The 17,222-nt window shown below is 67.6% G+C and carries 19 protein-coding genes, 1 tRNA gene and 2 pseudogenes; 14 read left to right on the plus strand and 8 right to left on the minus strand.

What is annotated here, in order from left to right:
* From A0O31_RS04095 to A0O31_RS04110, 4 genes are all read left to right on the plus strand, one after another.
* Window positions 1-1,149 (plus strand): MFS transporter, encoded by a 1,149-nt coding sequence (locus A0O31_RS04095; RefSeq protein ID WP_071676788.1) that lies wholly within the window; start codon window positions 1-3, stop codon window positions 1,147-1,149.
* A gap of 103 nt (window positions 1,150-1,252) precedes the next feature.
* Entirely contained in the window at window positions 1,253-1,705 is a 453-nt protein-coding gene (locus A0O31_RS04100) for an ASCH domain-containing protein (protein ID WP_071676789.1), read from the plus strand.
* 111 nt (window positions 1,706-1,816) lie between these two features.
* Window positions 1,817-3,304 carry a YifB family Mg chelatase-like AAA ATPase gene (locus A0O31_RS04105; protein ID WP_071676790.1) on the plus strand — a complete coding sequence of 496 codons (1,488 nt, stop codon included), beginning with the start codon at window positions 1,817-1,819 and terminating at the stop codon, window positions 3,302-3,304.
* Between the two features lie 7 nt (window positions 3,305-3,311).
* On the plus strand, window positions 3,312-3,485 hold the full coding sequence (locus A0O31_RS04110) for an AbrB/MazE/SpoVT family DNA-binding domain-containing protein (RefSeq protein ID WP_152024394.1): 174 nt from the start codon (window positions 3,312-3,314) through the stop codon (window positions 3,483-3,485).
* 143 nt (window positions 3,486-3,628) lie between these two features.
* On the opposite strand, the gene mgsA is transcribed toward A0O31_RS04110, so the two are convergent.
* Window positions 3,629-4,027: a methylglyoxal synthase gene (mgsA, locus tag A0O31_RS04115; RefSeq protein WP_071676791.1), complete on the minus strand. Its 399-nt coding sequence runs from the start codon at window positions 4,025-4,027 to the stop codon at window positions 3,629-3,631.
* Between the two features lie 22 nt (window positions 4,028-4,049).
* On the opposite strand from mgsA, the gene A0O31_RS04120 reads away from it, so the two are divergent.
* The 5 genes from A0O31_RS04120 to A0O31_RS04140 are packed head-to-tail and all read left to right on the plus strand — an operon-like array spanning window position 4,050 to window position 7,663.
* On the plus strand, window positions 4,050-4,370 hold the full coding sequence (locus A0O31_RS04120) for a nucleotide pyrophosphohydrolase (protein WP_071677914.1): 321 nt from the start codon (window positions 4,050-4,052) through the stop codon (window positions 4,368-4,370).
* Complete coding sequence (locus A0O31_RS04125) at window positions 4,367-4,951, plus strand: MBL fold metallo-hydrolase (RefSeq protein WP_071676792.1); 585 nt, start codon at window positions 4,367-4,369, stop codon at window positions 4,949-4,951. Before A0O31_RS04120 ends, A0O31_RS04125 begins: the two co-directional genes overlap by 4 nt.
* 4 nt (window positions 4,952-4,955) lie before the next feature.
* On the plus strand, window positions 4,956-5,858 hold the full coding sequence (locus A0O31_RS04130; protein ID WP_071676793.1) for an ABC transporter ATP-binding protein: 903 nt from the start codon (window positions 4,956-4,958) through the stop codon (window positions 5,856-5,858).
* A complete protein-coding gene (locus A0O31_RS04135; RefSeq protein ID WP_071676794.1) occupies window positions 5,851-6,603 on the plus strand; it encodes an ABC transporter in 753 nt (250 codons plus the stop codon). The genes A0O31_RS04130 and A0O31_RS04135 overlap by 8 nt, the downstream gene beginning before the upstream one ends.
* A complete protein-coding gene (locus A0O31_RS04140; RefSeq protein WP_071676795.1) occupies window positions 6,593-7,663 on the plus strand; it encodes a YbfB/YjiJ family MFS transporter in 1,071 nt (356 codons plus the stop codon). The genes A0O31_RS04135 and A0O31_RS04140 overlap by 11 nt, the downstream gene beginning before the upstream one ends.
* On the opposite strand, the gene A0O31_RS04145 is transcribed toward A0O31_RS04140, so the two are convergent.
* Window positions 7,651-9,186, minus strand: a complete 1,536-nt coding sequence (locus A0O31_RS04145) for a carboxypeptidase M32 (protein WP_071676796.1) — start codon at window positions 9,184-9,186, stop codon at window positions 7,651-7,653. The two genes, A0O31_RS04140 and A0O31_RS04145, sit on opposite strands and share 13 nt — an antisense overlap.
* A 100-nt stretch (window positions 9,187-9,286) precedes the next feature.
* Here A0O31_RS04145 and A0O31_RS04150 point away from each other — a divergent pair, with 100 nt between their 5' ends.
* The 3 genes and pseudogenes from A0O31_RS04150 to A0O31_RS04160 all read left to right on the plus strand — a co-directional run bounded on the left by A0O31_RS04150 (window position 9,287) and on the right by A0O31_RS04160 (window position 11,870).
* Window positions 9,287-10,357, plus strand: a complete 1,071-nt coding sequence (locus tag A0O31_RS04150; RefSeq protein ID WP_071676797.1) for a prepilin peptidase — start codon at window positions 9,287-9,289, stop codon at window positions 10,355-10,357.
* Window positions 10,358-10,439: 82 nt separating this feature from the next.
* Complete coding sequence (locus A0O31_RS04155) at window positions 10,440-10,937, plus strand: DUF2939 domain-containing protein (protein ID WP_071676798.1); 498 nt, start codon at window positions 10,440-10,442, stop codon at window positions 10,935-10,937.
* A 13-nt stretch (window positions 10,938-10,950) separates the two neighbouring features.
* A pseudogene (locus tag A0O31_RS04160) lies at window positions 10,951-11,870 on the plus strand (nitroreductase family protein).
* Here the strand turns inward: A0O31_RS04160 and A0O31_RS04165 are convergent.
* On the minus strand, window positions 11,867-12,664 hold the full coding sequence (locus tag A0O31_RS04165) for a C40 family peptidase (RefSeq protein ID WP_071676799.1): 798 nt from the start codon (window positions 12,662-12,664) through the stop codon (window positions 11,867-11,869). The pseudogene A0O31_RS04160 and the gene A0O31_RS04165 sit on opposite strands and share 4 nt — an antisense overlap.
* 66 nt (window positions 12,665-12,730) lie before the next feature.
* Between A0O31_RS04165 and A0O31_RS04170 the strand changes: the two genes are divergently transcribed.
* Window positions 12,731-12,806 (plus strand) — tRNA-Trp (locus A0O31_RS04170).
* A 37-nt stretch (window positions 12,807-12,843) separates the two neighbouring features.
* Window positions 12,844-13,542, plus strand: coding sequence for an FAD-dependent oxidoreductase (locus A0O31_RS04175; RefSeq protein WP_071676800.1), 699 nt, complete (start codon window positions 12,844-12,846; stop codon window positions 13,540-13,542).
* Here the strand turns inward: A0O31_RS04175 and A0O31_RS04180 are convergent.
* From A0O31_RS04180 to A0O31_RS04200, 5 genes and pseudogenes are all read right to left on the minus strand, one after another.
* The gene (locus tag A0O31_RS04180; protein WP_071676801.1) at window positions 13,435-14,433 is read right to left on the minus strand and encodes an A/G-specific adenine glycosylase; all 999 of its coding nucleotides are present in this window, start codon (window positions 14,431-14,433) and stop codon (window positions 13,435-13,437) included. The genes A0O31_RS04175 and A0O31_RS04180 overlap by 108 nt on opposite strands.
* A complete protein-coding gene (locus A0O31_RS04185; protein ID WP_071676802.1) occupies window positions 14,430-14,855 on the minus strand; it encodes a CoA-binding protein in 426 nt (141 codons plus the stop codon). Before A0O31_RS04185 ends, A0O31_RS04180 begins: the two co-directional genes overlap by 4 nt.
* Window positions 14,855-15,505, minus strand: a complete 651-nt coding sequence (locus A0O31_RS04190; protein WP_071676803.1) for a nuclease-related domain-containing protein — start codon at window positions 15,503-15,505, stop codon at window positions 14,855-14,857. The genes A0O31_RS04185 and A0O31_RS04190 overlap by 1 nt, the downstream gene beginning before the upstream one ends.
* Before the next feature lie 2 nt (window positions 15,506-15,507).
* A pseudogene (locus tag A0O31_RS04195) lies at window positions 15,508-16,352 on the minus strand (NAD+ synthase).
* Entirely contained in the window at window positions 16,339-17,214 is an 876-nt protein-coding gene (locus A0O31_RS04200; RefSeq protein WP_071676804.1) for a nitrilase-related carbon-nitrogen hydrolase, read from the minus strand. Before A0O31_RS04200 ends, A0O31_RS04195 begins: the two are co-directional and overlap by 14 nt.
* Window positions 17,215-17,222 lie beyond the last annotated feature (8 nt).

Below are 17,222 nucleotides of genomic sequence, written 5' to 3' on the forward strand. Positions count from 1 at the left end.
ATGGCAACGCGGGTCTTTTTCCTCTTCACCTTGGGCTACTTCCTCTCCTACTTCTACCGCTCGGCCAATGCCGTGCTCTCCAAGGACCTTTCCCAGGACCTGGGGCTTGGACCGGCGGAGCTCGGCTTCATGACGAGCCTCTTCTACCTGGCCTTCGCCGCCGTGCAACTTCCCTTGGGGGGGTTTTTGGACCGGATGGGGCCCCGGGTGGTAACCCCGGCCCTCCTCCTGGTGGCGGCCTTGGGGAGCGTGGTCTTCGCCCTGGCCCCAAGCTTTCCCATCTTGGCCCTGGGCCGGGCCCTCATCGGGGTGGGTATGGCGGCGGCCCTCATGGGGGCCCTGAAGGCCTTTAGCCTCTGGTTCCCCAAGAACTACGCCACGGTCTCCACGCTTCTCGTGGGCCTCGGGGCCACGGGCGGGCTCCTGGCGGCCACGCCCCTCGCCCTCCTCAAGGAAGTCCTGGGCTGGCGGGGGGTCTTCCTCCTGGGAGCCTTGGGGGTGGTCTTGGTGGCCCTGGCCATCTACCTGGGGGTGCGGAACACCCCCCCGGGCGTCCCCTGGCCCAAGGCGGGAGGGGCGGGCGGGCTTCGGGAGGTCTGGGGAAACGGCAGGCTTTTAAGGGTGGCCTTCCTGGCCCTGGCCTTCGCCGGAAGCTTCCTCGCCCTGCAGACCCTCTGGGCGGGGGCCTACGGCTACCACCTGGGCCTTACGGCGGTGGCGGTGGGAAACCTCCTTTTCCTCTACTCGGGGATGGCGGTCTTGGGGTTTTTGGTCTCCGGATACCTGGCGGACCGCTTGGGCACGGCGAGGGTGCTCTTCCTCTCCGCCCTGGCCTTCGCCCTGGGCCTCCTCTTGCTCCTCCTCAAGCTCCCCGTCCCCGCCTACGCCCTCCTGGGCTTTTTCGGGGCCTTCAACATCCTCACCCTCACCCAGGCCCGGGAACTGGTGCCAAGCCACCTGGTGGGCCGGGGCACCACCTTGGTGAACCTCTTCGGCATCGGCGGCACCTTCCTCCTGCAATGGGGGGTGGGGGTGGTGGTGGGAAGCCTGGGGTATGGGGCGGCTTTCGGGGGGCTTCTCCTTTTGCTCCTCCTCGCCCTGGGGCTTTACCTGCCCCTGCTTCACAGCCCCTCCCAACTAAAAAACTAGGGATGGGTTCCCATCCGCCTATACCTCTCTTGGCGAACCGGCCGCAAAATAGCAGCCATTTTGAAAAAGAGTTGGGTTTTGTGTATAATGAATCTCAGAAAGAATGAGGATACCATTCCGAGCAGACCTATATGAGAAGGTGGCCTCCGGAGAGAAAACCGCTACTATCCGGGACGGTACCTACTGGGCACGAAGGCTACGGCCTGGCCAGAAGGTAGAGCTGGCATTCGGGCGTCGGGACCGCCCAAAGATTCTCCCAGCTCTCGTCCGGGAGATCGTGGTCCTAGACATGACGCCAGAAGTGGAGCTAGCAAGGGCCGTACTGGAAGCGCCTACAGATGAGGAAGCAGAGCGCCTATGGGAGGAGGCCGTAGCAAGGGAAGGTTCCCCTTCCGAATATGACGCGTGGCACAACGATGTCTTTGAAAAGGCCCTCCAGGACTCGGGGAATGACCCGTGGGACCTGCTGTTTGGCCTCGCGGCCGCCAACCCTCCCATCCGCGAGATCACGATCATCTGGTGGGACCTTCTCAGGGAAAGCCCGTCTGCTTCTTGAATACCCGCTCAGTGGCGTGAAGCGGTAAAAGTCAGAATCCACAAGGGTGTTGCAATCCCTCGCAACCGGTAAGGCAGCGCCGGCCCTGCCAATTTCTACTAAACTCCTTACATGCTAGCCCAGGTGCGAAGCTACACCCTCTTCGGCCTGGACGCGGTTCCCGTGACCGTGGAGGTGGATGTTAGCCCCGGGCTTCCCTCCTACGCCCTGGTGGGCCTTCCGGACAAGGCGGTGGAGGAAAGCCGGGAAAGGGTCCGGGCCGCCCTGAAAAACGCGGGCTTCCCCTACCCCCAGGCCCGGGTGGTGGTGAACCTGGCCCCGGCGGAGCTCAGGAAGGAGGGGAGCCACTTTGACCTCCCCATCGCCCTGGGGCTTTTGGCGGCGCAAGGGGTGGTGCCCCTCGAGGCCCTGGCGGGCCTCGCCGTGGCGGGGGAGCTGGGGCTGGACGGGACCCTCCGCCCCGTGCCGGGAGCGGTGAACCTGGCCCTGGGCGCCCTAGCAGAGGGAAAAACGCTCCTCCTCCCCAAGGAAAGCGCTAAGGAAGCGGCCCTGGTGGAGGGCGTGGTGGCCCTGGGAGCGGAGACCCTGGCCCAGGCCGTGGCCCACCTAAAGGGAGAGGAAGCCCTTTCCCCAGCGGCGCCTGAAGACCCCGTGGAGGCCCTAGAGGTCCTGGACCTGCGGGACGTGAAGGGGCAGGCCAAAGCCAAACGGGCCCTGGAGATCGCCGCCGCCGGGTACCACCACCTCCTCATGGTGGGAAGCCCGGGCTCGGGAAAGACCATGCTGGCAAGGCGCCTGCCCTTCCTCCTCCCTCCCCTCTCCCGGGAGGCCGCCCTCGAGGTCACCCGCATCCACTCCGCCGCCGGCAAGCCCGTCAAGGGCCTCCTCCGCACGCCTCCCTTCCGCGCCCCCCACCACACGGTGAGCTACGCCGGGCTCATCGGGGGCGGGGCCATCCCCAAGCCGGGGGAGGTTTCCTTGGCCCACCGGGGCGTGCTCTTTTTGGACGAGTTTCCCGAGTTTTCCCGGGACGCCCTCGAGGCCCTCCGCCAACCCCTGGAGGACGGGGTGGTCACCGTGGCCCGGGCCCGGGCAAGCCTCACCTTCCCCGCCCGCTTCCTCCTGGTGGCCGCCATGAACCCCTGCCCCTGCGGCTGGTACGGGGACCCGGAAAGGCCCTGTAGCTGCACCCCCTCGGCCCGGCAACGCTACGCCGGCCGCATCTCCGGACCCCTCTTGGACCGCTTTGACCTGGTGGTGGAGGTGCCCCGCCTCACCCCCCTAGAGCTCGCCCGCGCCCCCGAGGGCGAGCCCACCGCGGTGGTGCGGGAGCGGGTGTTGGCCGCCCGGGAAAGAATGCAGGCCCGCCAAGGCAAGCCCAACAGCGAACTCCTGGGCCGCGAATTGCGGCAACACGCGAAGCTTTCCCCCTCCTCCGAGGCCCTCTTGCAAGCCGCCACCCAGCGCTTAGCCCTCAGCGCAAGGAGCTACGACCGCATCCTGCGGGTGGCCCGTACCATCGCCGACCTGGCGGGCTCGGAGCGCATTGAGGAGGCCCATCTGGCCGAGGCGCTCACCTACCGCAGGAGCCTGGGGTGAGGGCACCATGGGGCGATCAGAGTGTATAAAAATCGTCACCCAAGTCTCCCCCAGAGGGCAGATCACCCTGCCCGCTTCGGTACGCAAAGCCCTGGGCCTCCAAGCCGGGGATGCCCTGCTACTCTGGGTGAGAGGAGGTCTCTCCGGTTTCAGCGGAAGAATGGGATTGGATTGTCTCTAACGGAACCCCAAGCGGTGGCAAAAGTATCCTGCAGGGCAGGGGGTGGTCACCTGGATAGAAAAAGCCCCCTCTGGCCCCTGTTCTTCCCAGGGCTGCAGCACATCTTCCGCGCGGCCCCCGGGGAGAGCCTCCTCCCATTGGGGCTATTGGCCCTGGGGGGTTTGGTACCCCACCAAGGACTGAAGCCAGGGGATGAGGGCCTCCGCCGCCATGGGGTTGGTGGCGAGGGGCACCCCGTGCACGTCGCAAACGCGCAGGAGGGCCTGGACATCGGGCTCGTGGGGCTGGGCGGTGAGGGGGTCGCGGAAGAAGATGACGGCCAGGATCCGCCCCTCCGCCACCCGGGCCCCCATCTGCTGGTCCCCGCCCAAGGGCCCGGAAAGGAGCTTTTCCACCGTTAGCCCCGTGGCCTCCTCTATCCGCCTTCCCGTGGTACCCGTGGCCACCAGGGGAAAGCGGGCAAGGACCTCCCGGTGCCGCTGGCAAAAGGCTACCATCTCCTCCTTCTTGGCGTCGTGGGCAATGAGGGCAAGGGCCCGCATGGGGGCATTGTACGCTTGGGGCATGGAACCCCTCACCTTCAAGGAGGCGCAACGCCAGGTGGACGCTTGGATCTCCCAGTTCAAGGAGGGCTATTTCCCGCCCCTCCTTATGCTCGCCCGCCTCACGGAGGAGCTCGGGGAGGTGGCCCGGGTCCTGGCCCACCGCCACGGGAAGAAGCCCAAGCCAGGGGAGGCGGAGGGGGATTTGGCGGAGGAACTCGCTGACCTCCTTTTCGTCCTCATCTCCTTGGCCAACCGGGAGGGCATTGACCTGGAGGAGGCCTTCCGCAAGGCCATGGAAAAGTACGCAAAGCGAGACGCCACCCGCTGGAGCCGCCCGTGAGCGCCATTCCCGTCTTAAACGTGGGCTACCGCTCCACCCATTACTGGCTCATCGGCCAAGGACCGGCCCGCCTTTTGGTAGACCTGGGCTGGCCTGGCACCTTCGGCGCACTAAAAATGACGCTGCGACGGGTAGGCGTAGACCTAAAGGAGGTGCGCTTCGGCCTCGCCACCCACTACCACATAGACCACGCAGGCCTGGCCCAGGAGCTCAAGGAGGCGGGGATGACCCTTTTGGTCATGGAAAACCAGGTGGAGGCCATCCCCCACATGAGGCGCTTCGCCAAACCCCAGGACCGCTACCGCCCCATCCAGGGGGTGGGCAACCGCTTACTTTCCTTCACCGAAAGTCGGGCCTTCCTGGCCTCCTTGGGCATCCCAGGGGAGATTCTGCCCACCCCAGGGCACACAGACCACTGCGTTTCCCTTCTGCTGGACGACGGCCGGGCCTTCACCGGGGACCTACCTCCGGAAGAGGGAGCCTGGGATAACCCTGTGGCTCAACAAAGCTGGGCCTCCCTCCGGGCCAAGGGCGCCCGCCTCGTTTACCCGGGCCACGGGCCAGTACGCCCCTTAGACTAGGGCCATGGAACCCCTCCTTTGGGCCCAAGGGCTTGTGAAGCGCTTCGGGGCTCTCTTCGCCGTGCGCCGCGTAAGCCTCGCCCTCCGCCCCGGCGAGGTCCTGGCCTTCTTGGGCAAGAACGGGGCCGGCAAGACCACCACGGTGAAGATGCTGGCAAGCCTCCTCCTGCCCGACGAGGGGGAGGTGCGCCTCTTGGGCCAGGACCCCTTCCAGAACCCTTGGGCCCTCCGCCACCTGGGGGCGGTGCTGGAGGGAAACCGCAACGTGTACTGGCGGCTTACCCCCTTGGAAAACCTGGTCTATTTCGGGGTGGCCCGGGGGCTCCGGCTTGGGACCGCCAGGAAGCGGGCCCTGGCCCTCTTGGAAGAGTACGGCCTCTTGGAAAAGGCCCACACCGAGGTGCGCCACCTCTCCCGGGGCATGCAGCAAAAACTGGCCCTCCTCCAAGCCCTTATCCACGACCCCGAGGTGCTCCTTTTGGACGAGCCCACCCTGGGACTGGACGTGGAAACCGCCCTTTTGGTGCGGGAAAAGGTTCGCGCCCTGGCCCAAAGCGGCAAGGCCATCCTCCTCACCACCCACCAGCTGGAGGTGGCCGAGGCCCTGGCGGACCGCATTGCCATCATCCACCGGGGGGAGGTGGTGCTGGAGGAGGAAAAGGGCGCCCTCCTCGCCCGCTTCGCCGGGGACCACTATGTGCTGGAGGTGGAAGGCCCCCTCCCAGGGGCTGTGCTCGCCCGGCTCCGGGCCTTGGGGGTGGAGGGGGAAGGGCCTTTCCTCTTTCGGGGAGATGGGGAGGCCCTTTGGGCCGTGCTGGATGCCCTAAAACCCCTTCCCCTCAAGCGCGTGGCCAAGGCGGAAGCGGATCTTTTGGAGATTTTCTTAAAGGTGGTGGGCCATGCTTGAACTCTTCCTGGCCGAGTTTTGGCGAAGCCTCCTTTACCTCCGCCGCTACCCCTTGGAGCTCTTGGGAGCGGTGGTCACGCTAAGCCTTATCTTCTACCTCCTCTTCCTGGGCGCCCGCTTCCTGGCAGGGCCGGGCGCGGAGTTCGGGGGCAGGCTGGAAGCGGTCCTGGTGGGCTACCTCCTTTGGACCTTCACCCTATCCGCCTATAACGGCATTTCCTTCGGCCTCATGGAGGAAGCCCAGACGGGTACCCTGGAACAGGTCTTCCTCACCCCCTATGGGCCCATCCCCCTCTTTCTGGTGCGGAACCTGGCGGGGCTCCTTTCCCAGGGCCTCCTGGTCTTCCTCATCGCCCTGGTGCTCATGGCCCTCACCGGGGCCCGCCTCGCCTTCGCCCCTGGGGTGGTCCTCCCCTTCCTGGCGGTGCTCTTGGGCGGCTACGGCCTCGGCTTCGCCATGGGGAGCCTTGCCCTCCTCTACAAGCGGGTGGGGCAGGTTCTGGGGCTTTCCCAGTTCCTCCTCCTTTTCCTCCTCCAGGCCCCGGGCCAGGGGCTTTTCGCCCTCCTCCCCTTGGCCCCGGGGGCGGCTTTGGCCCGGAGGATGCTGGCGGAAGGCGCCCCCCTGGACCCCGCCGCTTTAGGCCTTGCCTTCCTCAACGGGCTCGCCTATATGGGCTTAGGCATCCTCCTCTTCCGGCAGGCGGTGCGCCGGGCCAAAAGGCTAGGGCTTCTCCATGGCTACTAGGGCCCTCCTCCTCGCCCTGGGGCCCGGGGTGGCCCTGGGCCTTGGGCGCTTCGCCTACGCCCTAGTCCTTCCCCTTATGCAGGCCACCTGGGGGCTTTCCTACGCCCAGGCGGGGCTTTTGGGCAGCGCCAACACCCTGGGCTACTTCCTCGGAGCCCTCTTTAGCCACCGCCTTTTGGGCTGGCTCGGCTACCGAAGGGGGTTTTTCCTGGCCCTCCTCCTCCAAGGAGGGGTCCTTGCCCTCACCGGGGCCGGGGGCTACCCCCTGGCCTTTGGCCTAAGGCTTCTCCAGGGCGTGCTTGGGGCCTTGGTCTTCGTGGGCGGGGCTGCCCTGCTCATGGCCCTGGGGGGCACGGGCCGGGCTTTGGGCGCCTACTACGGCGGGGTGGGGCTGGGGATCCTTCTCGCCCCCTGGTTCCTTTGGGGTGCGGAAACGCCGGGGGCGGCCTTTTTCCGGCTTGGCCTTGGGTCCCTTCTCCTCTCCCTGGCCCCCCTGATGGCCTGGGGTGTCCTGAAAGAGCCCCCACCCCCCGCCCGGGGGGAAGGAAGCCTCAGACCTATCCTCCCCCTTCTTCTGGCCTACGGCCTCTACGGGGCCGGGTACATCGGCTACATGACCTTCGTGACCACGGCGGTGGGGAACTGGACCCTGCTTTTCACCCTCCTCAGCGTGGGCGCCCTCCTCACGGGGGTGGTCTGGGGCCCCTGGGTGGAGCGGGTGGGAGGCAGGAGGGGGTTATTCCACGTGCTCCTGGTGCTCTTTTTGGGAAGCCTACCCCCCCTTGCCCAAGGGCTTCCCGGCCTGAGCGCCTTCCTCTTTGGCCTGGCCTTTTTGGGGGTCATCACCGCCATTACCCAGGCCTTCCGCGCCCTTCTTCCCCCTTCCGCCTGGCCTAGGGCCATGGGGCTTTCCACGGCGGCCTTCGCCCTGGGCCAAGCCCTGGGCCCCACCCTGGCAGGCCTGGGGGCCGAGGCCCTGGGCCGGGGGGAGGGGGCTTTGTGGGTGGCCAGCGGCCTCCTGGCCCTGGCCCTCCTCCCTGCCTGGCCTCAGAGGCCGTAAAGGGCGGCGAACTTGCGCTCCAGGTAGGCGAGGAAGGGCTTGGCGCTCGGTGCCTTCCCGGTCACCCGTTCCACCAGGGCCTTGGGGCGGAAACGGCTTCCCTCGGCGTGGATCTTCGCCCGGCTCCAGTCCAAAAAGGGGCGGAACTCCCCCCGGGCAAAGAGGGGCTCCAAGGCCCCAAGCTCCGCCTCCGCCTGGCTGAAGAACTGGGCGGCGTAGAGGTTGCCCAGGGTATAGGTGGGAAAGTAGCCGAAAAGCCCCCCGGACCAGTGGACGTCCTGCATGACCCCGTCCTTGTAGTCCTTGGGCGCTACCCCCAGGTAGGCCCGGTACTTCTCCGCCCAGGCCTCGGGGAGGTCCTCCAGGGCAAGCTCGCCACGGAAAAGGGCCACCTCCAGCTCCAGGCGCACCAGGATGTGGAGGTTGTAGGTGACCTCGTCCGCCTCCACCCGGATCAGGGAAGGCTCCACGGCGTTCACGGCGAAGTGGAACTCCTCCAGGCGCACGTCGGCAAGGCTGGGGAAGACCTCCTTCGCCCGGGGGAAGAAGCGCTCCCAGAAGCCCAGGGAGCGGCCCACCAGGTTCTCCCAGGTGCGGCTTTGCGACTCGTGCACCCCCAAGGAGACCGCCTCCCCCCTGGGGGTGCCCCAGTGCTCCTTGGGCAGGCCCTGCTCGTAGAGGGCGTGGCCCATCTCGTGCAGGGTGCCGAAGATGCCGGCGTTGAAAAAGTCCTCAAAGTACCGGGTGGTGATGCGCACGTCCCCGGGGCCGATGGAGATCTCAAAGGGGTGGGCCGTGGGGTCTAGGCGGCCGGCCTCGAGGTCATACCCACACGCCTGAAGGAGCTCTAGGGCAAAGGCCCGCTGGGCCTCCTTGGGGTAGTGGCGGTGGAGGATCTCCGTCCTGGGCCGCTTGGTACTACCCTGGATGCGGTCTAGAAGTCCCCGCAGACCTTCCCTGAGCTCGGCGAAGAGGGGTAGGAGCTCCGCCACGCGCATCCCCGGCTCATAGCCGTCCAGAAGGGCATCGTAGACCTCCCCGTAAGGCGGGTCCCCGGGGGCGGAAGGAAGGCTATAGAGGATTTGCGCCTTTTCCTGGGTGAGGGAGAAAACCCGCTTCAGGTAGGGGAGAAAACCTTGCCAATCGTTGCGGGGCCTCGCCTCTTCCCAGAAGCTCTCGCTTTCGCTTTCCGCCTGGGCGAGCTCCACGGCGAGCCTTTCGGGAATCGCCCGGGCCCTCTCGTAGGCCTGGCGCCACTCCCGCACGTTCACCGCCGCATCCGAATAGGGGTCCTGCACCAGGCTCGTGCCCTCCACCTTCTCCAACCACCCCCCGATGCGGGGGTCGGTCATGCGCTGGTGGAGGAGCCGGGCCAAGGCGGCCATCTGCCTGGCCCGGTGCTCGTGCCCCTTCTTGGGGATCATGGTGCGCTGGTCCCAAGCGGCCAAGGCCCCCAAGGAGGCCAGGTAGGCGGTTTCCCTTTGGAACTCCAGAAGGTGCTGGTAAGCGGTTTCCGGCGTCACGGGAGCATCCTACACCGGGCGGATGAAAGCTTTGCGAAGGAGCCCTCCATCCCCCGTATCCTCCCCCGACCCCAAGTCGCCCATTCCGTAAAATGCCCCCATGTGGCCCCTTCTCGCCCTGGTCTTGGGTCTGGTGGTGGGCTCTTTCCTCAACGTGGTCATCCACCGCCTGCCCAAGGGGGAGTCCATCGTCTTCCCCCCCTCCCGGTGCCCTTCCTGCGGGCGCCGGCTCGCCCCCATGGACCTCATTCCCGTGGTCTCCTACCTGGCCCTTAGGGGACGGTGCCGGTACTGCAACGAGCCCATAAGCCCCCGCTACCCCCTGGTGGAGGGGCTCACCGGGGGGCTTTTCCTCCTCGCTGCCCTCTTCTACCCTCCCTCGTGGGAGGCCCTCTGGGTCTTCGCCTTCTTGGCCCTCCTGGTGGCCCTAAGCTTCATTGACCTGGACACCTTTGAACTCCCCGACGCCCTCACCTACGGCCTCCTCCTCCTGGGGCTCGCCTCCGCCTGGCTCCTCTCCTTCCCCCTCCCCTTCCGGGAAGCCCTGGACGGGGCCCTTCTGGCGGCGGGGGGGCTTGGGCTCATCGCCGGCTACGCCAACCTCTTCCTGAGGCGCTTCCAAGAGGGCCGGGCGGAGGTGCCCGTGGGCCCCCACCAGGTGCACATGGCGGCCCTTTTCGGGGCGCTTTTGGGCCCCGGGGTGGGGATGGCCCTGGCCTTCCTCACCTGGGCCCTTTCCGCCCGGACGGGGAAGCCCGTGGTCCTCCCCGACCGCCTCACCCTGCCCCTTCTGCCCCTCGCCCTCCTCCTCGCCCCCATCCTGGGCCTGGACTTCCTCCTAAGCCTTAAGGGGGCCCTCCTCGCCGCCGGGGGCCTGGCCCTGGCGGGGGGGCTTTACTGGGCCTTCCGGCCGGCGCCGGAGGGCGAGGAAGAGGAACCTGTGGCCATGGGCTACGGGGACGTGAAGCTTTTGGGCGCCCTAGGGGCTTGGCTTGGGCCCTACGCCTTCTTGGCCCTTTTCCTCGGGGTCTTCGCCGGGGCGGTGGTGGGCCTTCTCCTCCGCCAGCGGAAAATCCCCTTTGGCCCCTATCTGGCCCTTGGAGGGGTGGTGGCCTTCTTCTTTGGAGAACCCCTGTGGCGGGCCTACCTGGCCTGGCTTGGGCTCGGCTAGGGGGCGCTTGCGCCCGGGATGCCAAGCCCCTATCTTAAAATAGGGGCAAACTAAAGACGCTCCCCATGGAGGGAAAACGCGTATGAGGAAACCCGTTTGGATTGCCCTTCTGGGCCTCGTCCTGATAGCCGCGGGTTTGGGCGCGTACCTCTGGGCCTCGCCCTACCTCTTCCTCCGAGAGCTGCAGGAGGCCATCCTGGCGGGCGACCGGGCCCGCTTAGAGCGGATGGTGGACTTTCCCCGGGTGCGGGAAGGGCTAAAGGCCCAGATCAACGCCCAGCTGCTTAAGGAACTGGAAAAGACCCAAGACCCCTTTGCCGGCCTGGGCTACGTTTTCGCCGCTGGCCTGATCAACGCCTTTGTGGACGCCTTCCTCACCCCCGAGGGGCTTGCCGCTATCGGCACGGGCGCCGAACCCGGCCAGGCCCCCAAGGAGGAGGTGCGGAACTGGCGGCTGAAGTACCAGGACTTCCGCACCGCCTACATCCACCACCCGAACGACCCCCAAAGCCGCCTTTACCTGGAGCGGCAAGGGCTTTTCGGGTGGAGGGTGGTGCGGATAGACCTGCCCCCCGAGTAGTATCCTGGCCTCCGTGGACCTTTTGCCCGTCCTCGCCCAAAGGCGGAGCGTCCGCCGCTTCAAGCCCGTACCCATCCCCGAGGAAGACCTAGACCGGCTCCTCTTCGCCCTGCAGCGCGCCCCCACGGACGCCAGCGCCCAACTCTACTCCGTCATCCGGGTCAAGGACCCCGGGCTCCGGGACGAGATCGCCAGGCTTTCCGGGGAGCAGGAGCACATCCGGCAGGCGGCGGAGTTCTTCGTCCTCCTTGCCGATATCCACCGCCTGGAAAGGCTCCTCGCCCACCGGGGCCAGGCCATGGCCTCCTGGCCCAGGACCGCCCTCCACTTCGCCATCCTGGACGCGGGGCTTGCCGGGGCCTACCTGGCCCTCACGGCGGAGGCCTTGGGGTATGGGGTCTGCTTCATCGGTGGGGTGCTGAACGGGATAGAGGCCCTCCTGGACCTCCTCAAGCTTCCCCCAGGGGTCCTGCCCGTGGCGGGGCTCGCCGTGGGCGTGCCCGACGAGGAAGGCCCCCCGAGGCCCAGGCTTCCCCGGGAGCTGGTGGTCCACGAGGACCAGTACCGCCCCTACACCGAAGAGGACCTGGAACGGGCCTACCAGGCCATGGCCCCCTACAGCCGGGTGGGGGACTGGAACCGAGTGCTAAGGCGCTACTTCGCCCAAGGGGGACCATGGAGGAACGGGAAAGGCCCTATGGCCGGGCGGCGAGCCGCCAGGGCTTTGACCCCGACCTGCCCCAAGGCGCCCGCTTCTACTCCTTCGGGGCCCTCTTGGAGGAGGCCTTGGCCGAGGCCCGGGGGGTCCTCTTCCGCCCGGGCGAGGCCTGGCTGGAGCGGGAAGCCGAGGCCTTCCGGGGCGAAGGGAAGCCCGCGGAAGCCCTCCTCACCGCCCTAAGGAAGGCGAGGGGAGAGATCCCCGGCTGGCCCTAGCGCCCCCCTTCCTGGACCACGCGCCTAGCCCCCCGGTAGGCCTTCTGGTAGAAGGGGGCCTCGAGGCTCTCTATCACCACCCGGCTCCCGTAGCTACTGGCATGGGCGAAGACCCCCCGGCCCAAGTAGATCCCCACGTGGTCCACCTCCTTGCCCCCAAAGCTGAAGAAGACCAAATCCCCCGGACGCAAGGCATCCACGGGATAGAAGGCTTGGTACTGCTCCTTGCTGGTCCTGGGCAGGGCCACGCCTAGCTCGGCGTACACCTGGGCCACGAAGGCGGAGCAGTCCAGGGCCAGGGGGGAGTTGGCCCCGTACTTGTAGGGCAGGCCCAGGTAGCGGAGCACCACCCGAAGGAGGGGGCTTTCGGGGTTCCATTCCTCTTCGCTTCCCCTTTCCCCCTGGGCCTCTCCCCTCTCCCCTGCCGGCGGGGTGTCTTGGGCTTTGGCGGGGAGCCTGAGGACCTGCCCCACCTTGAGCTCGGGGGAGGCGAGGCCGTTTAGGCGCATGAGCTCCTCCACCGTGGTCCCGTAGCGCCGGGCCAAGGCGTAAAGGGTCTCCCCCGGGGCCACCACGTGGGTCGGGGAAGCGGGGCCCTCCCCTGGCCTCACCCTAAGAACCTGGCCCGGCCGGATGAGGAAGCTCTCTAGCCCATTGAGCCGCATGAGCTCTTCCACCGTGGTCCCGTAGCGCCGGGCGATGGAGAAGAGGGTGTCCCCGGGGGCCACCAGGTGCGTGGCCTCTTGGGCGAAGGCCCAAAGGAGAAAGGCCACGGCCAAGAGGAAACGGGGCATGGAGCCATTTTACCCCGCTGCCCCCTTCCCCTTGGGCGCCGGGGTGTGCTAGAATCGCCAAGGCGGGGGCCGTTAGCTCAATTGGCAGAGCACCGGTCTCCAAAACCGGGGGTTGGAGGTTCGAGTCCTTCACGGCCCGCCAGCGCGCCCTCCTCCAAGGAGGGCGTTCTTGTTCCGCTATGCGCCGCTACCAGGTTCTCATTGTAGGGGCGGGGTTCGCCGGGGCCGAGGCCGCCTGGCACCTGGCCCGGGCCGGGGTGGAGGTGGGCCTCCTCACCCAGAGCCTGGACTCGGTGATGATGCCCTTCCTCCCCCCAAAGCCCCCTTTCCCCCAGGAAAGCCTTCTGGAAAAGGCTTACGACCCCCAGGACGAGCGGGTCTGGGCCTTCCACGCCCGGGCCAAGTACCGCCTCGAGGCCGAACCCCACCTCCACCTCTTCCAGGCCACGGCCACGGGCCTACTCCTGGAGGAAGGGCGGGTGGTGGGGGTGCGGACCTGGGAGGGCCCCCCGGCCCTGGCCGAGCGGGTGGTCCTCGCCGTGGGGAGCTTCCTCGGGGCGAGGCTTTTCCTGGGCGAGGTGGAGGAGGAGGCGGGAAGGCTTTCGGAGGCCAGCTACCCCGACCTCTTTGAGGAACTGAAAGCCCTGGGCTTCCGCTTCGTGGAACGGGAGGGCGCGGTCCCGGAAACCCCCACCACCCCCGGCTACCGGGTGCGCTACCACGCCTTCCACCCGGAGGAGTGGGAAGCGGAAACCTTCCGCCTCCAGCGCCTAGCGGGGCTCTACGCCGTGGGGCTTTGCGTGCGGGAAGGGGACTACGCCTGCATGAGCCAGGAGGGGAAGCGCCTTGCCGAGCACCTTCTCCATGAGCTTGGGTAGGGGCTTCCCCTTGGGGTCCTCCCCCACCCCTTCCCAGAGGGCCCCGTAGACCTTCACCCGAAGCCGCCTATGGGTGAGGGCGTGGCGCACCTCGGCGAGGTACCGGGGGGCCACGCCGAAGGCCTTGGCCCTATCCGCCAGCTCCTCCTCGGGGAAAAGGGGAACCCCGTAAAGCCCCCGGAAACGCCCCGAAAGCCGCTCCAGGTAGACACCCCCTGCGCCCCAAAGGACCAGGGCGGCAAGCCGCTCTTCCGGGGCTTCCCGCCGCCTTGGCCTTGGGTAGCGCTCCCAGTTCCCCTGGCCCTGGCAGAAGGCCTTTAGGGGGCAGGCGGGGCAGAGGGGTTTCCGGGGAAGGCAGACGGTGGCCCCAAGCTCCATGAGGGCCTGGTTCCACACCCCAGGGTCTTCCCCTTCGGGGAGAAGCCCCTCGGCCAGGGCGAAAAGCTCCTTGGGAGAGGGGTTTTCCCGGGCGAAGAGGCGGGCGAGCACCCGGCGCACGTTCCCGTCCACCGCCGCCACCCGTTCCCCGAAGGCCATGGAGGCCACCGCCGCCGCCGTGTAGGGGCCCAGGCCGGGAAGCCTCTTGAGCTCGGCAAAGCGACGGGGAAGCCGCTCCACCGCCTGGGCCAAGCGGTGAAGGTTTTCCGCCCGGCGGTAATACCCCGCCCCCTGCCACACCTTGAGCACCTCTTCCAGGGGAGCTTCCCGCAGGGCCTCCAGGGTGGGGAAGCGGGCCAAAAAGCGGCGGTAGTAGGGGATGGCCTGGGCCACCCGGGTCTGTTGCAGGAGGACCTCGGAGACCAGGATGCGGTAGGGGTCCTTCTCCCCCCGCCAGGGAAGGGGGCGGGCGTTCTTTCGGTACCAGGCGAGGAGGGCTTCCTGAAGCCTCACGGCAAGGGAAGGGCGCCCCGGAAGAGGCGCTTGTGCTCCACCATGAGGCAACGGTCCGCCACCACGGGTATGCCCGCCCCCCTCAGGGCCTCCTCAAAGGCCGGGTGGCGGATGCCGGACTGGAGCCAGACGAGGCCCGGCCTTAAGGCCAGGATCTCCTCCAGGTGCGCCATGAGGGCGGAAGGGGGACGGAAGACGTCCAGGAGATCCACGCTCTCCGAAACCTCCCCTAGGCTCGCCGCCACCCTCTCCCCAAAAAGCTCCTCCCCGGCGAAGCGGGGGTTCACGGGCAGAATGCGGTAGCCCCTCTCCCACAGGTACTTGGGCACGTAGTGGGCGGGGCGGGAAGGGTCCTTGTGGGCCCCCAGGACGGCAATGGTCCGGGCCCTCTCCAAATAAGCCCGCAAGGCCGCGTCCTCCATCACCTCACCTTCCTTTCCAAGACCTGGGCTACCCTTTGCGCCTCGGCAAAGCCCAGGCGGGAGGGAAGCCCCTTAAGGTAGGGCACCACCTCCTCGGGCCGGAGCACGGGAAGCCGGCCCACCTGCCGACCCTCCAGCTCGCCGCCCACGAACACGAGGAGGGGCTCCACCTCCACCCCCAAAAGCTCCCGGAGCTTGTGCGCCTGGCGCCAGGCCTGGCGGACGAGGTCATCCCGGCGCTCCCCCCGGATCCAAAGGCCCTTAGGGGTGGCCCGGATCTTGCCGGTATAGTTCTTGACCTCCACGTTGAAGACCCCAGGGGGCCCCACCACCACGTGGTCGGCGTTCTCCCCGCCCAGATCCACGTCGTGGAACACCCGCCAGGTGGAGGGGAGGCCGGCCAGGACCTGGCCCACACGGGCTTCCCCGAGGTAGCCCCGGGCGTTGGCCACCACCGCCCGCTCCACCTCCTTGTCCTGGAGGAGCTTGCCCACCAAAAAGACCGCCACGGGTAGCGCCAAAAACCCCGCCCAGGGGACCAGAAGCTTCACCAGGAACCAAGCCAAAAACCCAAAGCCGAGCAGGACCAGGGCCACCCGCCAGAGCTTCCGCGAAAGGGTCTTGCCCGCTTTTCCGAATTGGCGCGCCATGCCTAAAGCCTATAGTCCAAGGGCCTCAGGTAGAACTCCCCGATGGCCGTGGAGGAAAGGAGGGCCACGGTGGGCAAGGCCCGCTTCCAGTGGGTGCGGTTCACCCTTTCCTTCACCCGCTTAAGCTCCTCCTCGGTGTAGCCGAGGCTTAGGATGTAGGCGTCCGGGTAGCCCTTGAGGTAGTGCTCCAGGATCACGTCCGCCCGCAGGTAGCGCACCCCCAGGTCCCCCTCGTCCGTCTGGCCGGGGATGAGGTCGGCAGTGGGGGGCTTTTTCACCACCGCCTCCGGCACCCCTAGGTGCTCCGCCAGGCGCCACACCTGGGTCTTGTAGAGGTCGCCCAAGGGGTTCACCGGGGGGTGTCGTCCCCGTGCCAGGTGTAGTAGCCGAAAAGCCGCTCGGTTTTGTTGCCCGTGCCCAAGGGGAGGGCCCTATAGGCCTCGGACTTATCAAAGAGGACGATCATGCGGGCCCGGGCCATGACGTTCCCCTTGCGGTGGGGGGTGAGGTCGGGGGTGAGGGCGGCGTACCCCTCCACCATGGGGGTGATGTCCACCTCCTCCAGGGCCACGCCGAAGGCCCCCGCCACCAGATAGGCGTGCTCCCGGGAGAGGGGGCTCGAGTCCCGGTGGGGCAGGAAGAGGGCGTGGACGTTCCCGGGCCCCAAGGCCCGCACCGCCAGGGCCAGGGTGGTGGCGGAGTCCACCCCTCCCGAGACCGCCACGATGGCCTTGCTGTAGCCCCGCCAGGCGAGTTCCTCCCGGAGGAAGCGGGTGAGGAAGTCCGCCACCAGGGGCCAGTTGAGCTCCAACACCTCGTGCGCCTTGGGGGCCTCAAGGAGCTTCATGCCGCCTCCCGTTCAGGACCCGGGTGAGGTCTTGGAGGAGAAGGGGAAGGCCCGCCTCGAGGTCGGAGAGGAGGGGGCTATCGTAGCGCACGGGGGGAATCCTGTCCCGATCCAAGGAGAAGAGAAGGGCCGCCTCCTCAAAAAGGGGGGCCTCGGCCAGGATCCGCCCCTCGGGGCCCGCCACCAAGCTTCCCCCGCTCATCCCCTTTCCTCCCTCAAACCCCACCAGGCTCGCCAGGACCACGTACACCCCGTGCTCCGCCGCCACCGCCTGGGCCAGGGTGCGCCAGCGGGCCACGTTCTCCGGGCGCTCCCCTTGGAAGCCCCGGGCCGGGCTCGCCGCCGGCACGTAGATGACCTCGGCCCCGTCCAAGGCGGCGATGGTGGCGGTGACGGAGTGCCAGAAGTCCTCGCAGATGAGGATGGCCGCCCGGCCGAAGCGGGTGGTAAAGGCCTCCACCCGCCTCCCCCGGGCCAGGTAACGCTCCTCGTCAAAGACCCCGTAGGTGGGGAGGAAGACCTTGCGGTGCACGTGGACCACCCGGTGGGGAAGCTCTAGGTAGGCGGCGCTATTGTAGTAGGCCCCCTCGTCCCGCTCGTAAAACCCCACCACCACGTCCAATAGCCCCTCCCACCCCACCTCCTTGTGCACCTGGGAGAGGAGCTCTAAAAGCTCAAAGCGGGTGAGGGCGAGCTCCCGCACCCCCCCTTGCAGGAAGTACCCCGTGAGGGCGGCCTCGGGCAGGACCACCACCTCGGGGGCGTGGGGCTTTAGGAGGCGCAGGGCCTCGGCCAGGCGGGCCAGGCTTTCCCGAAGCCGCCCCTTCTCCGGCCGGAACTGCACGATGGCGTGCCGGACCACGGCCTTAT

Source organism: Thermus brockianus (genome assembly GCF_001880325.1).
Lineage (GTDB): Bacteria > Deinococcota > Deinococci > Deinococcales > Thermaceae > Thermus > Thermus brockianus.

Coding starts and splice junctions, on each gene's coding strand:
- A0O31_RS04175 (WP_071676800.1), top strand. CDS start 12,844: ATGCGCCGCTACCAGGTTCTCATTGTAGGGGCGGGGTTCGCCGGGGCC.
- A0O31_RS04155 (WP_071676798.1), top strand. CDS start 10,440: ATGAGGAAACCCGTTTGGATTGCCCTTCTGGGCCTCGTCCTGATAGCC.
- A0O31_RS04120 (WP_071677914.1), top strand. CDS start 4,050: ATGGAACCCCTCACCTTCAAGGAGGCGCAACGCCAGGTGGACGCTTGG.
- A0O31_RS04190 (WP_071676803.1), bottom strand. CDS start 15,505: ATGGCGCGCCAATTCGGAAAAGCGGGCAAGACCCTTTCGCGGAAGCTC.
- A0O31_RS04140 (WP_071676795.1), top strand. CDS start 6,593: ATGGCTACTAGGGCCCTCCTCCTCGCCCTGGGGCCCGGGGTGGCCCTG.
- A0O31_RS04110 (WP_152024394.1), top strand. CDS start 3,312: ATGGGGCGATCAGAGTGTATAAAAATCGTCACCCAAGTCTCCCCCAGA.
- A0O31_RS04150 (WP_071676797.1), top strand. CDS start 9,287: ATGTGGCCCCTTCTCGCCCTGGTCTTGGGTCTGGTGGTGGGCTCTTTC.
- A0O31_RS04185 (WP_071676802.1), bottom strand. CDS start 14,855: ATGGAGGACGCGGCCTTGCGGGCTTATTTGGAGAGGGCCCGGACCATT.
- A0O31_RS04130 (WP_071676793.1), top strand. CDS start 4,956: ATGGAACCCCTCCTTTGGGCCCAAGGGCTTGTGAAGCGCTTCGGGGCT.
- A0O31_RS04095 (WP_071676788.1), top strand. CDS start 1: ATGGCAACGCGGGTCTTTTTCCTCTTCACCTTGGGCTACTTCCTCTCC.
- A0O31_RS04100 (WP_071676789.1), top strand. CDS start 1,253: ATGAGGATACCATTCCGAGCAGACCTATATGAGAAGGTGGCCTCCGGA.
- A0O31_RS04105 (WP_071676790.1), top strand. CDS start 1,817: ATGCTAGCCCAGGTGCGAAGCTACACCCTCTTCGGCCTGGACGCGGTT.
- A0O31_RS04135 (WP_071676794.1), top strand. CDS start 5,851: ATGCTTGAACTCTTCCTGGCCGAGTTTTGGCGAAGCCTCCTTTACCTC.
- A0O31_RS04165 (WP_071676799.1), bottom strand. CDS start 12,664: ATGCCCCGTTTCCTCTTGGCCGTGGCCTTTCTCCTTTGGGCCTTCGCC.
- mgsA (WP_071676791.1), bottom strand. CDS start 4,027: ATGCGGGCCCTTGCCCTCATTGCCCACGACGCCAAGAAGGAGGAGATG.